We start from the raw sequence: 24,719 nt of genomic DNA on the forward strand, positions 1-24,719 counted from the left end.
CCGTCTCGGGCGGGGTTGGGCTGGGGGTTCCTCGGCGTCCTGGCGTTCTCGTTCACCGTCCCGTTCACGCGCATCGCCGTCGGCGGGCTCTCGCCGCTGCTCATCGCCGCCGGTCGCGGCACCGTCGCCGGGATCCTCGCCGCCGCAGCGCTGCTGGTCCTGCGGCAGCGGCTGCCGCGAGGGACCCAGTGGGCACGAGTCGCGGTGGTTTCGGGCGGGGTGGTCGTCGGGTTCCCGTTCCTCACCTCGTACGCCCTGACCACCACGCCGGCCACCCACGGCGCCGTCGTGATCGGCGTGCTTCCCGCCGCCACCGCCGTGATGGCGGTGCTGCGCGGGCACGAACGCCCGCCGAAGGCCTTCTGGGTCCTGGCCGCGCTGGGAGCGGTCGCCGCGGTGTCCTTCGCCGCGCTGCAGGGCCTGGGCGGGCTGCACCTCGCGGACCTGCTGCTGTTCGGAGCGGTGGTGTCGGCGGCGATCGGCTACGCCGAAGGCGGCCTGCTGGCGCGGGAACTCGGCGCGTGGCAGACCATCTCGTGGTCCCTGGTGGTGGCCGCTCCGGTGATGATCGCGCTCACCGCCGCCGCGCTGGCCGAGCAGCCGCCCGCAGCGACGCCGATCCAGTGGGCGTCCTTCGGCTACCTGGCGGTGGTCAGCCAGTACACCGGGTTCCTGGCCTGGTACCGGGGGCTGGCGATCGGGCCGATGACCCAGGTCAGCCAGATCCAGCTCACCCAACCCGTGATGACCATCCTCTGGGCGGCGCTGCTGCTGGCCGAACCGCTGACCTGGTCGACGGTGCTCGGCGGCCTGGCGGTCGTGGCCTTCGCCGCCCTCTCGGTCCGCACCCGCCTCCCCCACTAGCCCCGAGGCGCGCTCCTGGGGCGAGAAGTTCCTGGAGGGGGACAGTTTTAGCCAGAATCACCCGGGGTTGGCGTCCCTTTTGTCCGGTCAATTATGGCTAAAACTGTCCCGTTCCAGGAGCCCCACCTCGAGTGAGGCGGCTCGGATCAGGAGGGGTCGCCGAAGACCTTGCCGGGGTTGAAGATTCCGGTGGGGTCGAGGGCGTTCTTGATGTCGTGGTGCATGTCGATGACCTTGGGCGAGAGCTCGGCGTGCAGGCCCTTGCGCTTGAGCAGGCCGACGCCGTGCTCGCCGGTGACCGTGCCGCCGAGCTCGATGGCGTCGGTGACGATGTCGTCGAAGGCGCGCTGGGCGCGCAGGCGGGCGTCGTCGTCCCCGGGCGGGGTGATGATCAGCGGGTGCAGGTTGCCGTCGCCGGCGTGGGCGATGTTGGCGATCTGGGTGTCGTGCCGCTGCGCCGCGGCTTCGATGCGCGCGAGCATGTCGGGAACCAGGGCGCGCGGGACGCAGACGTCCTCGGTGAGCAGCGGGCCGAGGCGCTCCAGCGCCGGGTAGGCGAGGCGGCGGGCCGAGAACAGCGCGTCGGCCTCCTGCTCGTCGGTGGAGCGGGCGCTCCAGGTCGCGCCGGCCTCGTCGAAGCAGCGCACCAGGGTGTCGACCTCCTGCTCGCCCACCTGCCCCGGTGTGTCGGAGCGGCCCAGCAGCAGCACGTTGGCCTCGGCGGACAGGCCCATGTTCTTCCAGTCGTCGACCGCGCGCAGGCAGTGCTGGTCGAGCAGTTCCAGCGCCGAGGGCACCACGCCGGAGGCCGCGACGGCGGCCACCGCCTCCCCGGCGGCGACCAGCGAGTCGAAGTAGCCCACCACGGTGCGCTCGGGCGCGCGCAGGCCCGGCAGCAGCTTCACCGTCACCTCGGTGACGATGCCGAGCGTGCCCTCGGATCCGACGAACAGCCCGCACAGGTCGTACCCGGCGACGCCCTTGGCGGTGCGCCTCCCGAGCCGCACGACCTCGCCCGAGCCCACGACGGCTTCGAGACCGAGCACGTAGTCCCTGGTCACGCCGTACTTCACGCAGCACACTCCACCGGCGTTGGTGGAGACGTTGCCGCCGATGGTCGACCAGGGCGAGCTCGCCGGGTCCGGCGGGTACCACGCGCCGTGCTCGCGGCAGGCGGCGCGCAGGTCGTCGTTGACGACGCCGGGCTGCACCACGGCCAGCTGCTCGCGCGGGTTGATCTCCAGGATCTCGTTCATGCCCTCCAGCGAGATCAGCACGCAGCCGTCCACGGCGTTCGCGCCACCCGACAGGCCGGTCCCGGCGCCGCGCGGCACGACGGGAACCCGGTGCTCGGCGCAGACCTGGACCGCGGCTACGACGTCGTCGGTGCCGCGGGCGCGCACGACGGCGAGCGGCTTGCCGTAGGGCGCCCACTCGGCCTCGTCGTGCGAGAAGCGCCCGGTGGAGTCCGGATCGGTGAGCAGCACCTCGTCCGGCAGAGCGGCCCGCAGGGCCCGCAGCGCCGCGTTGTCCGAGTTGTCCACCATCGCTCTACCTCCCGCTGCACGAACCGCCCACACACTAACCCGGCGGACGAGCCGAACAGCTTGAGGCCTCAACCAAGTTCGGGGAACCGGTGCGCCCAGATCTGCCGGGACCCGCGGATCGGGTCGGCGGCCACCGAGACCGGGTCGTCGAAGATCCGCGTCTGCCGCTCCGCCAGGCGGTACAGCGGCCACCCGGGGTCGCCGGTCGCGGCGAAGGCCGTCCAGGACCGGCGGATCTCCGCCGACAGCGCGTCGAACCCGGCGGGCTCCTCGCCGAGCATCTGCACCGCCAGCGGGTCGTCGCACCGGCCGAAGGTGAACGGCACGTCCAGCCCGTGCGTCGCGCCGAGCACCCCGTCGCGCTGCGGGGTCTCCCAGGTGAACTCGTAGAGGAACCCGCGCCCACCGGCGGTCGCCACGGCTTCGGCCATCCAGACTGCGGGCATCCGGAACAGCTGGTCGCTGAGCAGGATCGTGTGCAGATCGGAGTCGGACGCGCCCGGGTAGGCCGAGCGGTACTCGGCGGCCGTCGAACCCGGCAGGTGCAGGGCGCGCGCCAAGCTCTCGACGTCGCGGGCCTCGGCGGGCAGGTCGGCGGTGAAGCTCGTCGCCTCGTCGCGGTTGAACCCGGCGATCACGTCGATGCCGTGGGCCGCGCTGCCGCGCATCGCCACCCACGGCAGTTCGGCGAGCACCTCGCCGTCGAGGACGACGTTGTAGGGCAGGTTGTTGGTCCACACCTCGCGGTTCGCGCTGATCTCGGCCATCGCCGGGGCTTGCGCGGCGTGCAGGGCCTCGGGCGGGATCCCGGCGAGCCCGGCCGCGGTCGGCGGGACGCCGAGCGGGCCGGTGATGAGCTCCCCGAGCTTGCGGGCCTCGTCCTCGTCGACGTACATCGCCGCCGGGCTCTGCGCGATGGCGCGGCGGAACAACCCGCGCCGCCCGGAACCGGCGACCAGCGTCGCCACCGACACTCCCCCGGCCGATTCGCCGAAGATCGTGACGTTGTCCGGGTTCCCGCCGAAGGAGATGATGTTGTCGCGGACCCAGCGCAGCGCCGCGAGCTGGTCGAGGATGCCGCGGTTGGACGGCGCGTCCTCGACCCAGCCGAACCCCTCGTAGCCGACGCGGTAGTTGACGGTCACCACGACCACGCCGTCGCGCGCCAGCACCGCGCCGTCGAAACCGTCGGTGGAGGCCGTTCCGCCGAGGAACGCGCCGCCGTGGAACCACACCATCACCGGCAGGTGCCCGCCGCGATCCGGCGTCCAGACGTTGACCGTCAGGCAGTCTGTCGCGTCGCCGGGACGCCAGATCGCGGGCAGCGGCGGGATCGGCGCCTGCGGCACCGACGCGCTGTGCCGGGAGGCGTCGCGCAACCCGTCCCACCTCGGCGGCGCCACCGGCGCCTGGAACCGGCGCGGGCCGTCCAGCGGCGCCGCGTACGGGATGCCCTTGAACGCCATGACGTCGCCGTCGGCGACGCCGCGGACGGCGCCGTGCTCGGTGCGGACGATGAGGTCCACGCCACCGTAGAGCCACTGGAAACCGGATAACGCGGACGAGTTCTCCTCGACCATCTCTCACGTCCCGTCGCAGAGTTCGGCGACCGCCTCCGGCAGCGCCTCGGCGAGCTTCTCCATGTCGGGCAGCGCGGCCCGGTTCGCCTGGACCCCGATGTGCACGGTGTCGCGGAACTGCGAGACCGCGATCGACAGCGAGTGGCCGGCGGCCAGCGGCGCGAGCGGGAACAGCTCGGTGACCTCGGCGCCGTCGAGGGCGGCGTGGAACCTCGGCAGCGGCACGTTGGTGACCATCGTGTCGAACAGCAGCGGCGCGCCCTGGGAGACCAGCGGCGTGGCGACGTGGTGCAGCAGCTGCGGCAGCCTCCCCGCCAGCACCGGGAACGCTCCCGGGCCGCGCAGCGGACCGCCGCTCTTGTTGGCGCTCATCTCGTCGCGGAGGGACTTCAGGCGCGCGCCCGGGTCGGGCTCGTCGATCGGCAGCCCGCACAGGTAGCCGGAGAGCTGGTTGTTGCCGGTGCGCGGCTGGTTGCGGCGCCGTCGGCACACCGGGATCAGCGCGCGCACCGGCACCTCGGCGACGTCGGTGCCGCGGTCGGCCATCCACCGGCGCAGGGCCCCGGTGATCACCGCGAGCACGACGTCGTTGGTGGTGCCGCCGCCGTGCCGGGAGCGGATGCGGCGGATGTCGGCCAGGTCGACGGGCACCAGCGCGAGCCTGCGGGCCGGTGAGGTCGGGGCGTGCATCGGGGAGGACTGCGCCGGGATCCTCATGTTGCGCACCACCGAGGCGGCGATGCCCAGCGACTCACCGGACTTCGCCAGCGTGCCGCGCAGCGCCCCGACCAGCTTGTCCGGTTTGCCGAGGAGCCCGAGCGCCTCCTCGATCGGGTTGCCCGGGGGTGTTGCGGGCGTGTCGGTGAGGTCGGTGAACTCGTCGAGCAGCCGCACCCCGACCTCGACGGCGTCGTGCCCGTCGACCAGCGAGTGGCGGGAACTTCATCAGCACCGCGAACCGGTTGTCGGCCAGGCCGGTGATCAGGTGCAGCTCCCACAGCGGGCGCCGCTGGTCGAGGGGGTCGGCGATCAGCTCGGAGGTCAGGACCGCGAGCTCCTCGCGGCCTCCGGGGCTGGGCACCTCGTGGTCGTGGACGTGCTCGGCGGCGTCGAAGTCGCGGGCTTCGCGCCAGTGGGGTTGCAGCCACGAGCGTTCCAGCCGCATCCGCAGCCGGCCGATGCGCTGGGCGCGTTCGGCGAGCAGCCGCCGCAGCCGGTCGCGGTCGACCGGGCCGTCGGCGCGGAACACCGCGACCGCGCCGACGTGCATGGGCGTGTCCTCCTGCTCCATGCACAGAAATGCCCAGTCGAGCGGTGTGAGTTCACTCCGGGTGGACGTTTCAGTTCCGGTCATCGCCTATTTCCCGTCAACGACGAATTGGTCGTTCGCGTTACGCATCAGTTTCCGATTTGCTCTCGCAGCGCCCTGGAATCCAATCCGAACCCGGTTCGCAATCGGACGTTCCGGTGAATCGGCGACCCCGCGAGCGGGCCCGAACCTGCAGGTGACAAGGACATCGACGGGTTCCTTCCGGTGCTGCCGGCAGTCGGCGTGCGCGCACCGATCACCGCAGCAGTGAGTGTTTTCGGGTCGGCGCACGTGTGGCTTATTCGCAAACCGGTGCACCGTTGCACAATGGGTCAGGGTAACCGCTGACCAGCGCATCGACCTTAGCGAAGAAATGATCGGTTGAGAACGACCGCGATCGGCCACGCCGAAACTCGGAAGGGTTTTGATCGCTTCGTTCGGTACCGGTTCCGGCATTCGCGATCACCCGAACGGATGCTGACGTCTCTCCGGTGGACTCGCGTCGCGGACGGCGATGACGCCCCGCACCGGCCCGGTGGCGACGACGTCTTCGGATTCTCACTCGAACGCTGGTCCGGGCAGCACGAAGCCCCGCCGCCGCAGGCGTGTCGCGCTGCGGTGGCGGGGCTCCGCGATTCCCAGCCGGGTGGTCGTTACTCGCCGGGCTCCCAGTGGTCGAGCAGGGCGGCGAAGGTCTCGAACGCCGGGGCGTTGTAGCCGTAGGGCGCTTCGAGGTGGACGCTGATCGGGAATCCGAGGTCGTGCACGCCGTCGATGACCCGCTTGTAGAGGTCGACGACCGCCTGCTTGCGCTGCTCGAAGCCGAGCTCGGCGGTGCGGGCGACGAACTCCTGCTCGGCGGCCACGGCCTCGTTGCCCGGGTCCTGGATCAGCCACTGGATGAGCTTCTTCTTGCTCTCCACGCCGGGGATGAACCCGAACGACAGCAGGATCTCGGGGCGGTGCGGCGTGGTGCGCGCGAACTCCTTGAGGAAGTCCACGATCGCATCGGAGTAGAGCAGCTGCGTCATGCCGTAGGTGGCGCCGCGCTCGCACTTGAACCCGAAGCGGCCCTGCTCGCCCTCGCGAGTGGGGATGAGGATCGAGCCGCGGTGCGGGACGACGTCCTGGAACTTGGTGAGCGCGTCGACGGGCGCCACGCCGGGGCCCTCGCCATCGGCCATGGTGCGCGGGACGCCGACGAAGGCGATGCCGTCCATGTCGGCGTCGCGCAGGGCCTGCAGGCGCTCGGTCAGGGCGGGCTCGTCGTGGAAGGCGGTGACCTGCGTGCACAGGCCGCGGACGTCGCCGCCGAGTTCCGGGCGGATGGTGCGCCAGAAGTCGATGGTGTCCATCTTGGGGCGGAAGTCGACCGGGCGGTCGCTGTCCTCCTGGATGATCCCGGGGATCATCACGTGCCGGATGCGGCCGGTCAGCCCGAATTGGCGGCTGAGCTCGGCGATCTTCTGTCCTTCTTCAACGGCCCTCTGCACACCGCCGTCGAGGTCGGGCGGAACCAGTTCGAGTGCGATGGTGGTCATGTCGGCCTCAGGTATTCCTTCTGTCGACTTCGGTCACCGCAGCGCTCGCTAGACACGCCTGCGAACCTGCACCTTGCGGCAGGGACCGTTTTCATTTCAGGAAGGTTTTTCCGACGAGGCCGGCGTTCCCGGGAACGTCCGATGTGGAACGTCCCCGGGCTCACCGACTTTCGCGGGAACCGGGGGTGGTCACCGCACGAGGGCGGTGACCACCGGACCGGATCAGTAGCGGTAGTGCTCGGGCTTGTAGGGGCCCTCGACGTCGACGCCGATGTAGGCGGCCTGCTCCTTGGTGAGCTTGGTCAGCTTCACACCCAGCGCGTCCAGGTGCAGACGAGCGACCTTCTCGTCCAGGTGCTTGGGCAGCACGTAGACGTCCTTGCCGTACTCGCCCGGCTTGGTGAACAGCTCGATCTGCGCGATCGTCTGGTTGGTGAAGCTGTTCGACATCACAAACGACGGGTGACCCGTGGCGTTGCCCAGGTTCAGCAGACGACCCTCCGACAGCACGATGATGCTGTGCCCATCATCGAAGGTGTACTCGTGCACCTGCGGCTTGATCTCCTGCTTGGTCACACCCGGGGTCTTCTCCAGACCCGCCATGTCGATCTCGTTGTCGAAATGACCGATGTTGCCCACGATCGCCTGGTGCTTCATCTTGGCCATGTGCTCGGCCTTGATGATGTCGTAATTACCCGTCGTCGTGATGAAGATGTCGGCGTACTCCACGACATCCTCAAGCGTCTTGACCTCGTAGCCCTCCATCGCCGCCTGCAGCGCGCAGATCGGGTCGATCTCGGTCACGATCACCCGAGCACCCTGACCCCGCAACGACTCCGCCGAACCCTTACCGACATCACCGAAACCGCAGATCACCGCGACCTTACCGCCGATGAGCACATCGGTGGCCCGGTTGATGCCATCCACCAGCGAGTGACGGCACCCGTACTTGTTGTCGAACTTCGACTTCGTCACCGAGTCGTTGACGTTGATCGCCGGGAACAACAGCTCCTCGGACTTCACCAGCTCGTAGAGCTTGTGCACACCGGTCGTGGTTTCCTCGGTGACACCCTTGATCTCAGCCGCCAGCTTGGTGAACCGCTGCTTGTCGTTGGCGACCGACTTGCGCAGAGTCTCCAGAACGACCTTGAACTCCTCCGGGTCATCCGCACTCGGCTGCGGCACCGCACCCGCAGCCTCGAACTCGACACCCTTGTGCACCAGCAGCGTCGCGTCACCACCATCGTCGAGGATCATGTTGGCGACCTTGCCGTCACCGAAGTCCCACAGCTGATCGGTGCACCACCAGTAGTCCTCCAGCGTCTCGCCCTTCCACGCGAACACCGGAACACCAGCAGGCTTCTCCGCAGTCCCGTTCGGACCCACCACGACCGCAGCCGCAGCCTCGTCCTGAGTGGAGAAGATGTTGCACGACACCCAACGCACATCCGCACCCAGAGCGACCAGGGTCTCGATCAACACAGCCGTCTGCACCGTCATGTGCAACGAACCCGCGATCCGGGCGCCCTTGAGCGGCTGGGAGTCGGCGTATTCCTTCCGCGTGGCCATCAGACCCGGCATCTCGTGCTCGGCCAGGCGGATCTGGTGACGACCGGCTTCGGCCAGCGCCAGGTCCTTCACGGCGAACTCGAGGCCGTTGACCTTCTGCAGCTTGACGCTCATGACTTCCCTTCTGTTTCTTTCTGATCGGCAGCTGATGGAACAGCGGAATCAGGTGTTGAAGTACTTGGCTTCCGGGTGGTGGGCGATGATCGCGTCCGTCGACTGCTCCGGGTGGAGCTGGAACTCCTCGGAGAGCACGACGCCGATGCGTTCCGCCTCCAGCAGGTCGACCAGCTTGGCGCGGTCCTCGATGTCCGGGCACGCGCCGTACCCGAACGAGTACCGGGCGCCCCGGTAGCCGAGCTTGAAGAACTCGCGCACGTCGGAGGGGTCCTCCTGCGCCACGTTGCCGCCGTTGGCCCAGGCCAGCTCGCGCCGCACGCGGCGGTGCCAGTACTCGGCCAGCGCCTCGGTGAGCTGCACGCCCATGCCGTGCACCTCCAGGTAGTCCCGGTAGGCGTTCTTGGCGAACAGCTCGTTGGCGAAGTCGGCGATGGGCTGGCCCATCGTCACCAGCTGGATCGGCAGCACGTCGACCTGACCGGTCTGCTCGGCCTGCTCCCGCGTGCGGAAGAAGTCGGCCAGGCACAGCCGACGGTCGCGCTTCTGCCGGGGGAAGAAGAACCGGTGCCGCTCCTGGGCGTCGGGCTCCTCCTTGTCCAGCACGACGAGGTGGTTGCCCTCGGTGACGCACGGGAAGTAGCCGTAGACCACCGCCGCGTGCTGCAGGATTCCCTGCGTGGACAGCTCGTCGATCCAGTGGCGCAGCCGCGGCCGGCCCTCGGACTCCACGAGCTCCTCGTAGGTCGCTCCCTCGCCCTTCTTGGCGCCGCGCAGGCCCCACTGGCCGAAGAACGTGGCCCGCTCGTCGAGCAGCTGCAGGTAGTCGTTGACCGCGACTCCCTTGACCACCTTCGAGCCCCAGAACGGCGGGGTCGGGACCTCGACGTCGGCGGCCACGTCGGACCGCGTGGTGTCGTCGTAGCCCGGCTCGTCACCGGCCTCGGCCTTGCGCTTCTCGGCGATGCGCTGGGAACGCGCGCGGCGCTCCTTGCGCTCGGCCTTCTTGGCCTCCTCGGCGGCGTCCTCCTCCGGGGAGTCGCCGCGCTTGATGGCCATCAGGCGGTCCATCAGGTGCAGGCCCTCGAAGGCGTCCTTGGCGTAGCGGACGTCGCCCTCGTAGACCTCGTCGAGGTCCTGCTCCACGAAGGAGCGGGTCAGCGCCGCGCCACCGAGCATCACCGGGTACTTCTCGGAGATGCTGCGGGAGTTCATCTCCTGCAGGTTGTCCTTCATGATCACGGTGGACTTCACCAGCAGGCCGGACATGCCGATCACGTCGACCTTGTGCTCCTCGGCGGCCTCGATGATGGCGTTGATCGGCTGCTTGATGCCGATGTTGACCACGTCGTAGCCGTTGTTGGAGACGATGATGTCGACGAGGTTCTTGCCGATGTCGTGGACGTCGCCCTTGACCGTGGCCAGCAGCAGCTTGCCCTTGCCGCCGGAGTCGTCCTTCTCCATGTGCGGTTCGAGGTAGGCCACCGCCGCCTTCATGACCTCGGCCGACTGCAGCACGAACGGCAGCTGCATCTGACCGGAGCCGAAGAGGTCGCCGACGACCTTCATGCCGCCGAGCAGGTCCTCGTTGATGATCTCCAGCGGGGCCTTCTCCTGCATGCCGGCTTCGAGGTCGTCCTCGAGGCCGTTGCGCTCACCGTCGATGATCCGCTTCTGCAGGCGCTCGAACAGCGGGAGCTTGGCCAGCTCCTCGGCGCGCGAAGCGCTGGAGGACTTCGCGGTCTGGCCCTCGAAGAGCTCCATGAGCTTCTGCAGCGGGTCGTACTCGCCGTCGCGCCGGTCGTAGACCAGGTCCAGGGCGACCTTGCGCGGCTCCTCGTCGATCTTGTTCATCGGCAGGATCTTCGAGGAGTTCACGATCGCCGAGTCCAGCCCGGCCTCGCGGCACTCGTTGAGGAACACCGAGTTGAGCACCTGGCGCGCGGCCGGGTTCAGACCGAAGGACACGTTGGACAGACCCAGCGTCGTCTGCACCTCGGGGTGCCGGCGCTTGAGCTCCTTGATGGCCTCGATCGTCTCGATGGCGTCCTTGCGGACCTCCTCCTGACCGGTGGTGATCGGGAAGACCAGGCAGTCGATGATGATCGCGGACTTCTCCAGACCCCAGTTGGTGGTCAGGTCCTCGATCATCCGCTCGGCGACGCGCAGCTTCCAGTCCTTGGTGCGCGCCTGGCCTTCCTCGTCGATGCAGGTCACGACGACGGTCGCACCGTGCTCGCGGACCATCTCCATGACCCGCTGGAACCGGCCGCCCGGCTCGGTGCCGTCCTCGTAGTTGACCGAGTTGACCGCGCAGCGGCCGCCCAGGTGCTCCAGACCGGCCTCGATCACGTCGGGCTCGGTGGAGTCGACCATGATCGGCAGCGTCGAGGCGGTCGCCAGCCGCGAGGCCAGCTCCCGCATGTCGTGCGTGCCGTCGCGGCCCACGTAGTCCACGCACAGGTCCAGCATGTGCGCGCCCTCGCGGGTCTGGGCCTTGGCGATCTCGACGCAGTCCTCGTAGCGCTCCTCGAGCATCGCCTCGCGGAACGCCTTCGACCCGTTGGCGTTGGTGCGCTCACCGACGTTGAGGATCGAGGCGTCCTGCTCGAACGGGACGCTCTGGTACACCGAGGACACCGACGGGATGATCTCCGGCGTGCGCGGGGTGGGCGGGGTGCCGCCCACGGCCTCGGCCACCGCGCGGACGTGCTCGGTGGTCGTGCCGCAGCAGCCGCCGACCAGCCGGGCGCCGTAGTCGCGCACGAAGCCGGCCAGCGCCTCGGCGAGCTCGTCGGGCTGCAGCGGGTACACCGCGCCGTTGGGACCCAGCTCCGGCAGACCGGCGTTGGGCATCACCGACAGCGGGATCCGCGAGTTCTGCGCCAGCACCCGCAGGTGCTCGCTCATCTCCGCGGGACCCGTCGCGCAGTTCATCCCGATCAGGTCGATGCCGAGGGGCTCCAGCGCGGTCAGCGCCGCGCCGATCTCGGAACCGACCAGCATCGTGCCGGTGGTCTCCACCGTGACCTGGGCGATGATCGGCAGCTGCTGGCCGGTCTGCGCCATGGCGCGCTTGGCCGCCACGATCGACGCCTTGGTCTGCAGCAGGTCCTGCGAGGTCTCGACCAGGAAGACGTCGATGCCCCCGTCGAGCATGCCCAGGGCCTGCTCGTAGTAGGCGTCGCGCAGCTTCGCGTAGGGCGCGTGGCCCAGGGTGGGCAGCTTGGTGCCCGGTCCCATCGAGCCCAGCACGAACCGCTTGCGGTCCGGCGTGGAGTACTCGTCGGCGGCCTCGCGGGCCAGCCGCGAACCGACCTCGGCCAGCTCCCGGATGCGCTCCGGGATGTCGTACTCGGCCAGGTTGGCCCAGTTGGCGCCGAAGGTGTTGGTCTCGATCGCGTCCGAGCCCGCGTCCAGGTAGCCCCGGTAGATCGAGGACACCACGTCGGGCCGGGTCACGTTGAGGATCTCGTTGCAGCCCTCCAGGTTGGAGAAGTCGTCCAAGCTGAGGTCGTAGGCCTGCAACGCGGTGCCCATGCCGCCATCGGCGACGAGAACGCGCTCGTCGATGGCGGTCAGGAAACCGCTGGGATCGTTGTGCCGGTCTGACATGCCGCTACTCCCCGTTCGTCAGCGCAGCTTCGGCCCGACCTCGGCGGCGGCGTCGTCGCCGTAGGCCTCGGCGATGCGGGCCAGGAACGAGTCCTTTTCCACGTCGTACTCCTGCGGGCCGTCGGTCTCCAGCGAGACGGTCGCCAGGGTGCAGCCCAGCTGCAGCGACCGCTCCAGGCTCAGACCGCCCTTGAGCCCGGCGAGGAAGCCGGCGCGAAGCGCGTCGCCGACGCCGGTCGGGTCGCCCTTCTGCTTCTCCTTCGGGGGCTCGACCAGCAGCGTCTCCTCGCCCTTGGCCTTGACCTGGACGCCCTTCGGGCCGAGCGAGGTGACCCACTTGCCGACGCGGCCGAGGACCTCGTCCTCGGTCCAGCCGGTGCTCTGCAGCAGCAGGCCGTGCTCGTACTCGTTGGTGAACAGGTACTGCGCGCCGTCCACGAGTTTACGGATGTCGTCGCCTTCCATGCGGGCCAGCTGCTGGCCCGGGTCGGCGAGGAAGTTGTAGCCGCGGTCCCGGCACTCCTGGGTGTGCCGCACCATCGCTTCGGGGTCGTTCGCCGAGATGACGACGATGTCGAGACCGCCGAGGCGCTCGGCGACGGGCTTGAGCTCGATCTCGCGAGCCTCGCTCATCGCACCGGGGTAGAACGACGCGATCTGGTTGTGGTCGGCGTCGGTGGTGCACAGGAACCGAGCGGTGTGCTTGGTCTCGGAGACGTGCACGGACTCGGTGTCCACGCCGTGCCGCTCCAGCCACGAGCGATAGTCGTTGAAGTCCTGGCCGACCGCGCCCACCAGCGTCGAGGTCACGCCCAGCTTGCCGAGGCCGAAGGTGATGTTGCCGGCGATCCCGCCGCGGCGCACCTCCAGCTCGTCGACCAGGAACGACAGCGAGACCTGCTCCAGCCGGTCGGCCACGAGCTGCTCGGTGATCCTACCGGGGTAGGACATCAGGTGGTCGGTGGCGATCGAACCGGTCACCGCAATCCGCACTTTGAATAACTCCTTCACCAGGGCAGGCTGCGGGACACGGCCATTTCTGGGCGGCGCCCCGCAGCCTGCGACAGCTTCGTCGGTTTTGGTGGCTTACAGACCGGCAGCGGCCTTGAGGGCCGCGGCGCGGTCGGTGTTCTCCCACGGCAGGTCGACGTCGCTGCGCCCGAAGTGACCGTAAGCCGCGGTCGGGGCGTAGATGGGCCGAAGGAGGTCGAGGTCACGCACGATCGCGCCGGGGCGCAGGTCGAAGACCTCGTTGATGGCGGCCTGGATCTTGACCGGGTCGACGTTCTCGGTGCCGAAGGTCTCGACGAACAGGCCGACCGGGGCGGCCTTGCCGATCGCGTAGGCGACCTGGACCTCGATGCGGCCGGCCAGACCGGCGGCGACCGCGTTCTTGGCCACCCAGCGCATGGCGTAGGCCGCGGAGCGGTCCACCTTCGACGGGTCCTTGCCCGAGAAGGCGCCACCACCGTGGCGGGCCATGCCGCCGTAGGTGTCGACGATGATCTTCCGGCCGGTCAGACCGGCGTCGCCCATCGGGCCACCGAGGACGAAGCGGCCGGTCGGGTTGATCAGGACGCGGGCGTCGCTCGCGTCCAGACCGGCGCGCTCCAGCTCCGGAGCGATGACGTGCTTCTGGATGTCGCCGACCAGCTGGCCGTCGAGGTCGATCTCCTCGGCGTGCTGGGTCGACAGCACCACGGTGTCCAGGCGCACGGCCTGGTCGCCCGCGTACTCGACGGTGACCTGGGTCTTGCCGTCGGCGCGCAGGTACGGCAGCGTGCCGTCCTTGCGCACGTTGGTCAGCCGACGCGACATGCGGTGCGCCAGGGTGATCGGCAGCGGCGCCAGCTCGTCGGTGTCGTTGCAGGCGTAGCCGAACATGAGGCCCTGGTCGCCGGCGCCCTGCTTGGCGATCTCGTCCTCGCTGCCCTCGACGCGCTTCTCGTGCGCCTCGTCGACGCCCTGCGCGATGTCCGGGGACTGCTTGCCGATCGCGACGTTGACACCGCAGGTCTCGCCGTCGAATCCCTTGATCGAGGAGTCGTAGCCGATCTCCAGGATCTTCTCCCGAACCAGGCTCGGGACGTCGATGTTGGCCTTCGTGGTGACCTCACCGGCGACGTGCACCTGGCCGGTGGTGACCATGGTTTCCACCGCGACGCGGGACTTCGGGTCCTGGGCCAGGTAGGCGTCCAGGATCGAGTCGCTGATCGCGTCGCACATCTTGTCGGGGTGGCCCTCGGTCACCGACTCACTGGTGAACAACCGGCGGTTGATCTCACTCGACTGCTCCTCACCTCACAAGCTTTGCAGCTTTGATCCTTGCGTACGGTAGTCAGGTTGGTTACCGGGGGGACCTAGACTCGGGCGTGAATGATGCCCCACGCGAGGTTCCCCGCCTTGCCCCCGGACACCCAGTTCTTCAGGCCGGTCTTCATCTTGGTGCGGTAGGCGTCACTGATCTTGTCGGCAAGATCACCCTCTCGGGCTTCCAGTTCCTGCAGCACCCGGCCGTAGTGGATCGCCAGGTACTCGGTCAGGTCGTCGAACTCGAAGTTCTGCAGACCCAGACGGGCCAGCTCGCGGCGGTAGAAGCCGGGCGAACCCATCGTGTCCAGGCTCAGCCGATCGAGGATCGGGCCGAGCTCGGAGCGCTTGGCCGTGTCGGCCGCCATCGGGTCGGTGAACAGGAACGACCCGGTCGGCTTGAGGACGCGGGTGACCTCCTCCAGCACGCGCGGCCGGTCACCGCTGTGCAGGATCGCGTCCTGCGACCACACGATGTCGAAGGCGTTGTCCTGGAACGGGATGTCCTCGAAGGAGCCGTCCTTGACCTCGATGAGCTCGTCGAGGCCCTCGGCGCGGTTGAACTCCACGTTCCGGGCGTTCTCGACCTCGGAGAGGTTCAGGCAGGACACCTTGCACCCGTAGGTGCGCGCCAGGTGGCGGGCCGCGCCGCCGTAGCCGGCACCGATGTCGAGGATGCGGGTCTCCGGGGTGATCTCCACCTTGGAGCACATCCGCTCGACGGTGCGCCGCGAGGCGGTGTCGATGTCCTCGGTGTCGGAGCTGTAGAGGCCGACGTGGATGTCGTTGCCGCCCCACACGTGGTAGTAGAAGTTGTCGGCGTCCTCGGAGTTGTAGTAGTCGCGGGCGGTGTGCACCGCGGTCGAGTAGACGTCGGAGAGCTCCTCGTCGGGGCGGTACTTCTTCTCCGCGACGTGGATGTAGAAGTCCGGCTCGCCCTCCTGGTAGGTCTCCTGGAAGTCGCCGTAGGTGTCGATCCGCTGGAATCCGACCTCGCGCAGCAGCCGCCGCGTGTAGTTCTTCCGCAGCGGGTACATGTTCAGGAAGAATTCAGATTTGTCCGGGAAGGTGTACTTGAACCGCGCCAGACCTTCATCGACGTAATCCGGCTCAGCGGAAACGTCCTCACCCGCGTAATAGTACGTGTGCTTCGAGCTGAATCCGTCGTCCAGAATGGAGTCGTAATTCCGCTGGTCGATAATCAGAACGCCGTCGTGCTTCAGCATCGCGTAGAACTCGGCGAGCGTCTTGCGGCGGTCGCGCTCGGAGAACAGGTGCGTGAACGAGTTCCCGAGACAAATGATCGCGTCGTATTCGCCGTGGACGTCACGATTCAGCCAGCGCCAGTCGGCGTTGACCACGCGCAGAATGTGCCCGCCGTACTCGAGCCCGTTCTGGAACGCCTTGGCCAGCATCTGCGGGCTGCCGTCGGCCGAGACCGTCTCGAAGCCCTCCTCCAGCAGCCGCACCGAGTGGAACCCGGTTCCCGTGGCCGCGTCCAGGACGGACTTGACGCCGCGAGCCTTGAGCTGGTCGATGAAGAAGCTGCCCTCGCTCTCGTAGCGCTTCTTCCAGTCGATCAGATCGTCCCACTTCTCCACGAATCCACCGACGTACTCGTGGGTGTAGTGGTCGGACTCGCGAACCTCCAACGGGTTTTCGCCGAACACCTGCTCCTCACGCGCCACCAGCTCGGCCGTGTCAGGCGCTCCCGCCTCGTTAGAAGTCAAGTCGTCCACGCTCTTGGCCATTTTCACTCCCACCACTCACGTTGGTCATGCGCCACCCACGAACTTCAGGCATGCGCAAATCCGTGCCCCGAGCATGTGTCTCGCGGCCGTGCGGGTCGCCACTGCGAAAAAAGGCAACACCTCCGACCGGCGCGGGCAGCCGAGAAAACGCTCAAGGCCGCAACACCAACGCCGATCACACTCGGTCGGCACCCTTGCCCACCGGCGCAACGCATTTCCGTGCGCCGCTTAACCAACCTAGGCGAAGGAGATCACGAAGCAAGCGTACAAACGTGTGACGGTAATCACCGCAATGCGATGATTGCGTGATTCCCATTGTCACCCTGGGTGAAAAAATGCGCGATCACCAGCGCAGATTCAAGATGATTTTGGGCCCGATAACGATCACGTGAGTGCAACAAATTCCTGGAAGATGTACACTGACGCGCGCCCGATATAGCACAATGTTCGCGCTATTTCAAGAGTTCCGATCGACAAAGATTCGACGAATCTGTTGAATAGCCGATGCGGCGGTTGACTTTTTGCTCCTCGCGCTACTTGCATCGAAGATGCGGAGCACGGATGTTACGGCGTTCACCGCCCGAGCGCCATAACTTTTTCCCCAGTGTCAGTCAATCGGTGCATCCACCTCGGCGGCGCAGAACCGATCCAGCACTCGCGCACCGGCTCCCACCAGCCACGATACCGGAACCTCCGGCTCGCCGACGCGGGTTCTCCAGGCCGGGAAATCGTCATCCCGAGCCGCCCTGCGCGCCCCCGAGGCGTTGGTGATCTTGCGCGCGGTGCTCCGTCGAACCGTTCCGGCCACCAGCCCAACGGGTGGACCGGTTGCTCCGATGTGCGGGTTTCGGCTCGCCCTCGTTGACGGCTCGTTCGGTTGTGGTCATTATTGTTGATTACTGGTGATTTTCTTTCGGAATTTCCGGCGTCAAGGAGGACTCCGTGTTCCGACCTGTCACGACGATTGCCACCGCACTCCTGCTGACCCTCTCCGGAGCACCCGCATCGATGGCCAACGCCGCACCGGCCTGGCAACCCCAGGACCCACCGCTGACCACGCCCTGGACCGACCAGGTCGGCCCGGACAACGCCCTGCCCGAGTACCCCCGCCCGCAGCTGACCCGCGAGCGCTGGCTCAACCTCAACGGCCTGTGGGACTACACCGGCGGCGACCACGGCCCCGAGCAGATCCTCGTCCCCTACCCGCCCGAGTCGGCCCTGTCGGGCGTGCAGCGCCACGACGACCGGATGGTCTACGAGCGCTCCTTCGAGGTGCCCGCCGACTGGTCCGGGCAGCGGCTGATCCTGCACTTCGGAGCCGTCGACCAGCGCGCCGAGGTCTCGGTCAACGGCAAGCAGGTGGCCGTGCACGAGGGCGGCTACACCGCCTTCGAGGCCGACATCACCGACGCCGTGCGGCCCGGTGAGCCGCAGCGGCTCACCGTCGCCGTCTCGGACGGCAACGAGACCGCCCCCTACCCGCTGGGCAAGCAGCGCAACGACCCCGGCGGGATCCTCTACACCGGCGCCTCGGGCATCTGGCAGACGGTGTGGCTCGAACCCGTCGCCCCGGAGCACGTCACCGGTCTGGACATCACCCCGGACCTGACCGGCTTCGACCTCGCCGCCGAGACCTCCGCCGCTGACGGGGCTCAGGTCGAGGTCGCGGTGCGCGACGCCGAGGGCACGGAGGTCACCCGCACCACCGGTCCGGCCGATCAGCCGGTGCGCGTGGACGTCCCGCAGCCGCACCTGTGGACCCCGGACGACCCCCACCTCTACGACCTGACCGTGCGGCTGCTCGGCACCGACGGCGCGGTCCTCGACGAGGTCGGCAGCTACACGGGTCTGCGGACCACCGGTCTGGTCAACGACGAGCAGGGGCGGCCGCGGCTGGCCCTCAACGGGAAGATCGTCTTCCAGCACGGTCCGCTGGACCAGGGCTACTGGCCGGACGGCATCTACACCGCGCCGACCGACGAGGCGCTGCGCTTCGACCTGGACAAGACCAAGGAACTGGGCTTCAACACGGTCCGCAAGCACGTCAAGGTCGAGCCGGCGCGCTGGTACTACTGGGCGGACCGGCTCGGGCTGATGGTCTGGCAGGACATGCCGTCGCTGCCGATCGACCTGGACATCCCGCCGGAGGACAGCCCGCCGCCGTCGGAGGAGATGAAGGCGAACTACCGCGCCGAGTGGGTCGACATCATCGACCAGCTGCGCAGCTCGCCCTCCATCGTGGCGTGGGTGCCGTTCAACGAGGGCTGGGGCGAGTTCGACACCGCCGAGATCACCGACCTGACCCGGCGCACCGACCCGACCCGGCTGATCAACCCCTCCAGCGGCGTGAACTGCTGCTACTCGCTGCCCGACAGCGGCGCGGGGGACATCTACGACGACCACACCTACGTGGGGCCGGGCGCGCCGACCGTCGAGTACGGCCGAGCCGTCGTCGACGGCGAGTACGGCGGGCTGGGGCTGGCCGAGGAAGGGCACCTGTGGCCCGGAGAGCCCAGCGCCTACGAGATGACCGACAGCAGGGAGCAGCTGACCTTGCGCTACGGCGAGGTCAGCGACGAGCTGGCGCGCGTCATCGGGGCCAACGGCCTGTCGGCGGCGATCTACACCCAGACCACCGACGTGGAGAACGAGGTCAACGGCTTCCTCACCTACGACCGCCAGGTCATGAAGCCGGACGTGGCCGCCGTGCGCGAGCACAACATCGCCGCGATCGAGGCGGGGAGCAGATGAGGAGACCGATGAAGATCAACAGACGGGGTGCGTTGCTGGGGGCCGCCGGTGCGGCCGGTGCGGCGGCGGTCCTGCCCGGGGCCGCCCAGGCCGCGCCCGCCGCTCCCCCGACGGCGAACGGCCGCCTCTACGAGATCGGCGCGGGACGGCATCGCGTCCTGGTCGGCGGAGTGGCGGCCACGGTTCTGTCGTGGACGGTCGACGGCCGGGAGATGCTGCTGACCCACGATCCCGAGGACGTCGGCGAGGGCTACCAGGGCAAGACGATCCTGCCGTGGGCCAACCGGATCGACCACGGCGCCTACACCTTCGAGGGCGAGGAGCTGCAGGTCGCGATCAACGAGCCGGAGCGCGACGCCGCGCTGCACGGGCTGATGAGCTTCGTGGAGTGGTCCCCGGTGTCGCACCGCGCGGACTCGGTGGTGCTGGAGCACGTGCTGCCACCGGACTACGGCTACCCGTTCCGGCTGGCGTTCCGCATCGCGTTCCGAGTGGACGATCGCGGTTTCTCCAGCACCCTGTCGGCCACCAACATCGGGCGCGGCCCGGCCCCGTTCGGCACCGCCAACCACACCTACCTGGCGGCGGCTCCGGGAACCCGGATCGACGACATCGAGCTGGAGATCCCGGCCGACACCTACTACGTCGTCAACGACCGCCTCATCCCGACCGGCACGGCACCGGTGGAGGGCACCGAATACGACTTCCGCTCGGCCAGGCCGATCGGGCGGACCACGATGGACACCGCCTTCACCGGACTGCACCACGAAGGCGGCGAAGCGGTGGTCCGGTTCCGGCGCCCGGACGTCGACGTGGAGCTGTGGGTCGACGAGTCCCACCACTACCTGCAGGTCTACACCGACGACGATCCGAGCACCGATCGCCCGGGACGGCAGGGTCTCACCGTGGAACCGATGACGTTGGCGCCCAACGCCTTCGTCACCGGCGACGGCCTGATCGTCCTCCAACCGGGACGGACCCACACCGGAACCTGGGGCTACCGCCTCCCCGGCTGATCCCGAGGGGTGCGAAGTTTTCATGAAAACTTCGCACCCCACCCAGAACGACACCCTCGTGGGGGTGGGAAGTTTCAGTTGAAACCTCCCACCCCCACGAGCGTTAGGGTGTGGCACGTGGCCGACTACATCCAGATCCCCACGCCTGCGGGCGAGTTCGACGCGTTGACCGCGGGTCCCGAGGACGGGCGCCCGGTGCTGCTGCTGCACGGATTCCCGGAAGCGGCGGTCGAGTGGAGCGAGCAACTGGGCGTGCTCGGCGGCGCCGAGTGCTTCGCCGTGGCCCCGGACCAGCGGGGCTACTCCCCCGGCGTCCGGCCGCAGCAGGTCGCCGACTACCGGATGGACGAGCTCGTCGGCGACGTGCTGGCCATCGCCGACCACTTCGGGTGGCAGCGCTTCGACCTGGTCGGCCACGACTGGGGCGCGGCGGTGGCGTGGTCGGTGGCCGCCGAGCACCCCGACCGCGTTCGCACCCTCACGGCGGTGTCGATCCCGCACCTGGACGCCTTCACCCGGGCGGTGCGCGAGGACGAGGACCAGCAGCAGCGCTCGGCCTACATGCAGGCGCTGCGCTCCTCCACCGCTGAGAAGACGCTGCTGGCCGACAACGCCGCCAAGCTGCGGCGGATCTACTACCCGGGCGTCCCGGAGCACCACGTCGACGACTACGTCCAGCGGCTCACCGAACCGGGCGCGCTGACCGGGGCGCTCAACTGGTACCGGGCGTCGCGGTTCAACGGCGAGATCGGCCCGATCACCGTGCCCACGCTGTACGTGTGGAGCACCGAGGACGTCGCGGTCGGATCCACCGCCGCGCTGGCCACCGAACAGCACGTCACCGGGCCCTACCGGTTCGAGATGCTGCAGGAGGTCTCGCACTGGATCCCCGAGGAGGCGCCGGACTCGCTGACCCGCCTGCTGCTGCAGCACCTTCTCGCGCACCCCGAGTGATCTCTTGCCGGTCGGGGTCCGGGCGGTGAGCATGATTCCGTCCGGACTTCCGCCGTGCCGACAGGAGTGCTCGTGAAGGGTTCCGAAGGACTGCTGGCCACCGCCGCTGCCGCCGGTGTCGACATCTGCTTCGCCAACCCCGGAACCACCGAGATCCCGCTGGTCGAGGCCTTCGACCAGGTTCCCGGGATGCGGGCGGTGCTGGGCCTGTCCGAGGGCGTGGTGACCGGCGCGGCCGACGGCTACGGCCGGATGACCGGGACGCCCGCGCTCACCCTGCTGCACCTGGGGCCCGGGTTCGCCAACGGGATCGCGAACCTGCACAACGCCCGCCGCGCCCGCACCCCGATCATCAACCTGATCGGTGAGCACGCCTCCTGGCACCAGGCCGCTGACGCACCGCTGCACAGCGACATCGAGTCGCTGGCCAAGCCGGTGTCGGGCTGGGTGGGCCGGACGTCGTCGACGGCGGCCGCCGCGAGCGAGTTCGCCGAGGCCTACCTCGCGGCGCTGCGGACGCGGCTGCCCGCGACGCTGATCGCCGCCGCCGACCACATGTGGAGCCAGGGCGCCATGCCGGTCGCGGTGCCCGCCGCGCCGGAGCGCCCGCAGGTCGACGAGCAGCGGATCGCCGAGATCGCGAAGGTCCTCTCGGCCGGGCGACGTCCGGTGCTGCTGCTGGGCGGTCAGGCGGTGGAGAGCGCCGAGGGCATCCGCACGGCGGCCCGGATCGCGGCGACGGTGGGCGCCGAGGTCCTCGCCGAGCGCGGCAGCGCGCGGCTGGAGCGCGGTCCGGGCATCCCTCCGGTGCGGACGCTGCCGTACTTCCCGGAGGCGGTCACCGAGGCGTTCGAGGGCTTCTCGGACCTGATCCTCGTCGGCGCCCGCACCCCGGTCTCGTTCTTCGGGTACCGCGGTCAGCCCAGCCACCCACTGCCCGACGGGATCAAGGTGCACGAGCTGGCCGACACCGACGCCGACGCGCTGCACGCCCTGGCGGCGCTGGCCGAGGCCACCGGCAGCGCGGCCGAGGAACCGCCGCACGCGAAGCGCCCGGAGGTCGCGACCCCGTCCGGGCCGCTGGACGCGAACGCGATCGCGGCGGCGATCGTGCTCACCCAGCCGGAGCACGCGATCATCGTCAACGAGGGCGTGTCGTCCTCGGCGGCCTACCCGGCGATCGCCGACGCCGCGCCCGCGCACTGCGAGCTGTCGCAGACCGGCGGGGCGATCGGCATGGGCATGCCGGTGGCCACGGGTGCGGCGATCGCCTGCCCGGACCGCGCGGTGATCAACCTGCAGGCCGACGGCAGCGCCGCCTACACCGCCCAGGCGCTGTGGACCCAGGCCCGCGAGTCGCTGAACGTCATCACGGTGATCTGCTCGAACTCCCGCTACCGCATCCTCGACCAGGAGCTCCAGCGCGCCGGCATCGACGATCCGGGCGCCGCGGCGGCGTCGATGACGAGCCTGGGCGACCCCGCCCTCGACTGGCAGGCGGTGGCCCGCGGTTTCGGCGTGCCCGCCCAGCGGGCCACGACCGGCGAGGAACTCCTCGCCGCCCTGCGTCATGCCCACGCCGAACCCGGCCCTCACCTGATCGAAGCGGTGCTCTGAGGAACGGCTGCCCACGCTCCCCCGGCCGAAGAGACCGCAGACCAGACCCAACGCGCCTCATATGAGACAGTTCTGTCTCATATGAGGTAACGTTGACTCATGGCTGTCGACCGGAACCAGATCTTGAACGCTGCGGCGTCGTTGCTGGCACGCAGGAGCACCGCACCGATGGACGAGGTGGCGCGTGCCGCCGGGATCAGTCGGGCGACGCTGAACCGGCACTTCGCGGGACGTGATGCGCTCGTGCTCGCGCTCCAGGAGCTCGGGATCGCCCGCTGCGAGGAGGCGCTGGACGCCGCTCGGCTGGAGGACGGCTCGACCGAGGAGGCGCTGCGGCGAGGCATCCAGGAGCTCGCGCCTTCGGCGGATCTGATCAACTTCCTGTACTGCGAGAGCCAGCTCTTCGAACCCGAGCACCACCACGAGGGATGGGATCGCATCGACGCCCGGCTGACCGAGTTCTTCCGGCTCGGCCAGCAGCGCGGCGATCTCCGGATCGACCTGAGCCCCGCGTGGCTCACCGAAGCCCTCTACGGCCTGCTCGGGTCGGCGGCTTGGGCGATCACCGACGGTCGCCTTGCGCGCAAGGACTTCACCTTCATGGTCTCCGAGCTGCTGCTCGGCGGAGCCCGGAAGCAGGGATCATGACCCCGACGCTCCATCCCCCGCACCCGGTGGCGCGACCAGGCCGCTGGATCGCGCTGAGCGCGCTGGCGCTGGCCGTGCTGCTGGTGACCGTCGACGCGACGGTCCTCGGCCTGGCCACGCCCTACATCAGCGCGGAGCTGCGCCCCTCGGGCACGCAGCTGCTCTGGATCGGCGACGTCTACTCGTTCGTGCTGGCAGGCCTGCTGGTGTCGATGGGCGGCCTCGGCGACCGCATCGGCCGCAAGCGCCTGCTGCTGGTGGGCGCGACCGCTTTCGGCCTGGTCTCGGTGCTCAACGCATTCGCACCGACCGCCGAGCTGATGATCGTGGCCCGGGCTCTGCTCGGCATCGCCGGGGCGACCCTCATGCCGGCGACCCTCGCGCTGATCCGCAACCTCTTCGAGGATCCGCGCGAACGCAGCCTCGCGATCGGCATCTGGGGCGCGGCGGGCTCAGGGGGCATGGCCGTCGGCCCGGTGCTCGGCGGAGTCCTCCTGGAGCACTTCTGGTGGGGTTCCGTGTTCCTGATCAACGTGCCGGTGATGGCGGTCCTCGTCCTGGTCGGCATCGTCACGCTGCCCGAATCCCGCGACCCGAACCCGGGCCCGTGGGACCTGGTCAGCGTCGGCCTGTCCATGTCCGGGATGCTCGGAGTCGTCTACGCGATCAAGGAGATCACCGCGCACGGGCCCTCCTGGGGCGCGCTCGCCGCGGCGGTGATCGGTGCCGCGGGACTGGCCGGGTTCGTCCACCGGCAGCTCGTGCTGGAGCGGCCGCTGCTGAACATGCGGCTGTTCGCCGATCGCGCGTTCAGCGGTGCGGTGCTCGCGGACCTCATGGCCATCCTCGGCCTCGCCGGTCTGACCTACTTCCTGTCCCAGTTCTTCCAGCTGGTGCAGGGGCGCGGACCGCTGGAGGCCGGGCTGGCCGAGCTCCCCGCCGTCCTCGGCGCCGTGGTGGGCGGACTGGTCGCGGGCCGCGCCGCCCGGGCGATGTCGGTGCGGGTGGTGGTCGCCGGTGGACTCGCGGCGGTAGGGCTGTCGCTGGCCGTGCTGACCGCGGTGAGCCGCGACACCGGGTACCCGTTCCTGGGCTCGCTGCTGCTGATCGTCGGCTTCGGCGCGGGCATGGCCTTCACCGTGACCGCCGATGTCATCCTCTCCACCGTGCACCCGGATCAGGCGGGCGCGGCCTCGGCGGTGTCGGAGATGGCCCACGAGCTCGGAGCCGCGCTCGGCATCGCAGTGCTGGGCTCGATCGTCACCGGTGTCTACCGGGCCTTCCCGGCATCGCCCGGCACTCCCGGTTCCGCCCGCGAATCCCTCGGCGGCGCGGTGGACGCCGCGCAGCGGCTGACGCCGGAGTCCGCCGGAGCGCTCCTCGACGCCGCCCGCGCCGCGTTCGTCGACGGACTCTCCCTCGCAGCGGGAGCCGGGGCCGTCATCCTGCTCGCGGCCGCCGTCGCGTCCTGGTTCTTCCTCGACGAGCGCTGATCGCGGGAACGACGAGAGCCCCACCGCACCCGGCGGTGGG

16 protein-coding genes and 1 pseudogene are annotated in these 24,719 nt (G+C 69.2%); 7 read left to right on the top strand and 10 right to left on the bottom strand.

Annotation, left to right across the window (positions count from 1 at the left end; genetic code table 11):
- Positions 1–15 precede the first annotated feature (15 nt).
- Positions 16–864 (top strand): DMT family transporter, encoded by an 849-nt coding sequence (locus REH65_RS04435; protein ID WP_406691394.1) that lies wholly within the window; start codon positions 16–18, stop codon positions 862–864.
- Positions 865–1,010: 146 nt separating this feature from the next.
- Here REH65_RS04435 and REH65_RS04440 read toward each other — a convergent pair whose 3' ends face one another.
- The 10 genes and pseudogenes from REH65_RS04440 to REH65_RS04485 form a co-directional block, all read right to left on the bottom strand.
- Positions 1,011–2,411 (bottom strand): FAD-binding oxidoreductase, encoded by a 1,401-nt coding sequence (locus REH65_RS04440; protein WP_406691395.1) that lies wholly within the window; start codon positions 2,409–2,411, stop codon positions 1,011–1,013.
- 68 nt (positions 2,412–2,479) lie between these two features.
- Positions 2,480–3,991 carry a carboxylesterase/lipase family protein gene (locus tag REH65_RS04445; protein ID WP_406691396.1) on the bottom strand — a complete coding sequence of 504 codons (1,512 nt, stop codon included), beginning with the start codon at positions 3,989–3,991 and terminating at the stop codon, positions 2,480–2,482.
- A 3-nt stretch (positions 3,992–3,994) separates the two neighbouring features.
- Entirely contained in the window at positions 3,995–4,885 is an 891-nt protein-coding gene (locus REH65_RS04450; protein ID WP_406691397.1) for a WS/DGAT domain-containing protein, read from the bottom strand.
- Positions 4,886–4,988: 103 nt separating this feature from the next.
- Positions 4,989–5,345: pseudogene (locus tag REH65_RS04455) on the bottom strand (wax ester/triacylglycerol synthase domain-containing protein); the annotation flags it as partial.
- A 608-nt stretch (positions 5,346–5,953) separates the two neighbouring features.
- Positions 5,954–6,841, bottom strand: a complete 888-nt coding sequence (locus tag REH65_RS04460; RefSeq protein ID WP_406691398.1) for a mycobacterial-type methylenetetrahydrofolate reductase — start codon at positions 6,839–6,841, stop codon at positions 5,954–5,956.
- Positions 6,842–7,063: 222 nt separating this feature from the next.
- Positions 7,064–8,524 carry an adenosylhomocysteinase gene (ahcY, locus tag REH65_RS04465; protein WP_406691399.1) on the bottom strand — a complete coding sequence of 487 codons (1,461 nt, stop codon included), beginning with the start codon at positions 8,522–8,524 and terminating at the stop codon, positions 7,064–7,066.
- Positions 8,525–8,572: 48 nt separating this feature from the next.
- The gene (metH, locus tag REH65_RS04470; RefSeq protein WP_406691400.1) at positions 8,573–12,139 is read right to left on the bottom strand and encodes a methionine synthase; all 3,567 of its coding nucleotides are present in this window, start codon (positions 12,137–12,139) and stop codon (positions 8,573–8,575) included.
- A gap of 18 nt (positions 12,140–12,157) precedes the next feature.
- The gene (locus REH65_RS04475; protein ID WP_406691401.1) at positions 12,158–13,132 is read right to left on the bottom strand and encodes a carbohydrate kinase family protein; all 975 of its coding nucleotides are present in this window, start codon (positions 13,130–13,132) and stop codon (positions 12,158–12,160) included.
- Positions 13,133–13,225: 93 nt separating this feature from the next.
- Positions 13,226–14,419: a methionine adenosyltransferase gene (gene metK / locus REH65_RS04480; protein ID WP_406693081.1), complete on the bottom strand. Its 1,194-nt coding sequence runs from the start codon at positions 14,417–14,419 to the stop codon at positions 13,226–13,228.
- 80 nt (positions 14,420–14,499) lie between these two features.
- Positions 14,500–16,200 (bottom strand): methyltransferase domain-containing protein, encoded by a 1,701-nt coding sequence (locus REH65_RS04485; RefSeq protein WP_406691402.1) that lies wholly within the window; start codon positions 16,198–16,200, stop codon positions 14,500–14,502.
- Positions 16,201–17,208: 1,008 nt separating this feature from the next.
- Between REH65_RS04485 and REH65_RS04490 the strand changes: the two genes are divergently transcribed.
- From REH65_RS04490 to REH65_RS04515, 6 genes are all read left to right on the top strand, one after another.
- Positions 17,209–18,951: a glycoside hydrolase family 2 protein gene (locus tag REH65_RS04490; protein ID WP_406693082.1), complete on the top strand. Its 1,743-nt coding sequence runs from the start codon at positions 17,209–17,211 to the stop codon at positions 18,949–18,951.
- An 8-nt stretch (positions 18,952–18,959) separates the two neighbouring features.
- Positions 18,960–19,967, top strand: a complete 1,008-nt coding sequence (locus tag REH65_RS04495; protein ID WP_406691403.1) for an aldose 1-epimerase family protein — start codon at positions 18,960–18,962, stop codon at positions 19,965–19,967.
- Positions 19,968–20,084: 117 nt separating this feature from the next.
- Positions 20,085–20,921, top strand: coding sequence for an alpha/beta fold hydrolase (locus tag REH65_RS04500; protein WP_406691404.1), 837 nt, complete (start codon positions 20,085–20,087; stop codon positions 20,919–20,921).
- A 72-nt stretch (positions 20,922–20,993) separates the two neighbouring features.
- Positions 20,994–22,538 carry an acetolactate synthase large subunit gene (locus REH65_RS04505; protein ID WP_406691405.1) on the top strand — a complete coding sequence of 515 codons (1,545 nt, stop codon included), beginning with the start codon at positions 20,994–20,996 and terminating at the stop codon, positions 22,536–22,538.
- Positions 22,539–22,637: 99 nt separating this feature from the next.
- On the top strand, positions 22,638–23,186 hold the full coding sequence (locus tag REH65_RS04510) for a TetR/AcrR family transcriptional regulator (RefSeq protein WP_281458498.1): 549 nt from the start codon (positions 22,638–22,640) through the stop codon (positions 23,184–23,186).
- Positions 23,183–24,679: an MFS transporter gene (locus REH65_RS04515; RefSeq protein ID WP_406691406.1), complete on the top strand. Its 1,497-nt coding sequence runs from the start codon at positions 23,183–23,185 to the stop codon at positions 24,677–24,679. Before REH65_RS04510 ends, REH65_RS04515 begins: the two co-directional genes overlap by 4 nt.
- The last annotated feature ends 40 nt before the right edge of the window (positions 24,680–24,719 follow it).

Origin of the sequence: Saccharopolyspora sp. ID03-671, assembly GCF_045278815.1 — a bacterium.
Lineage (GTDB): Bacteria > Actinomycetota > Actinomycetes > Mycobacteriales > Pseudonocardiaceae > Saccharopolyspora > Saccharopolyspora ipomoeae.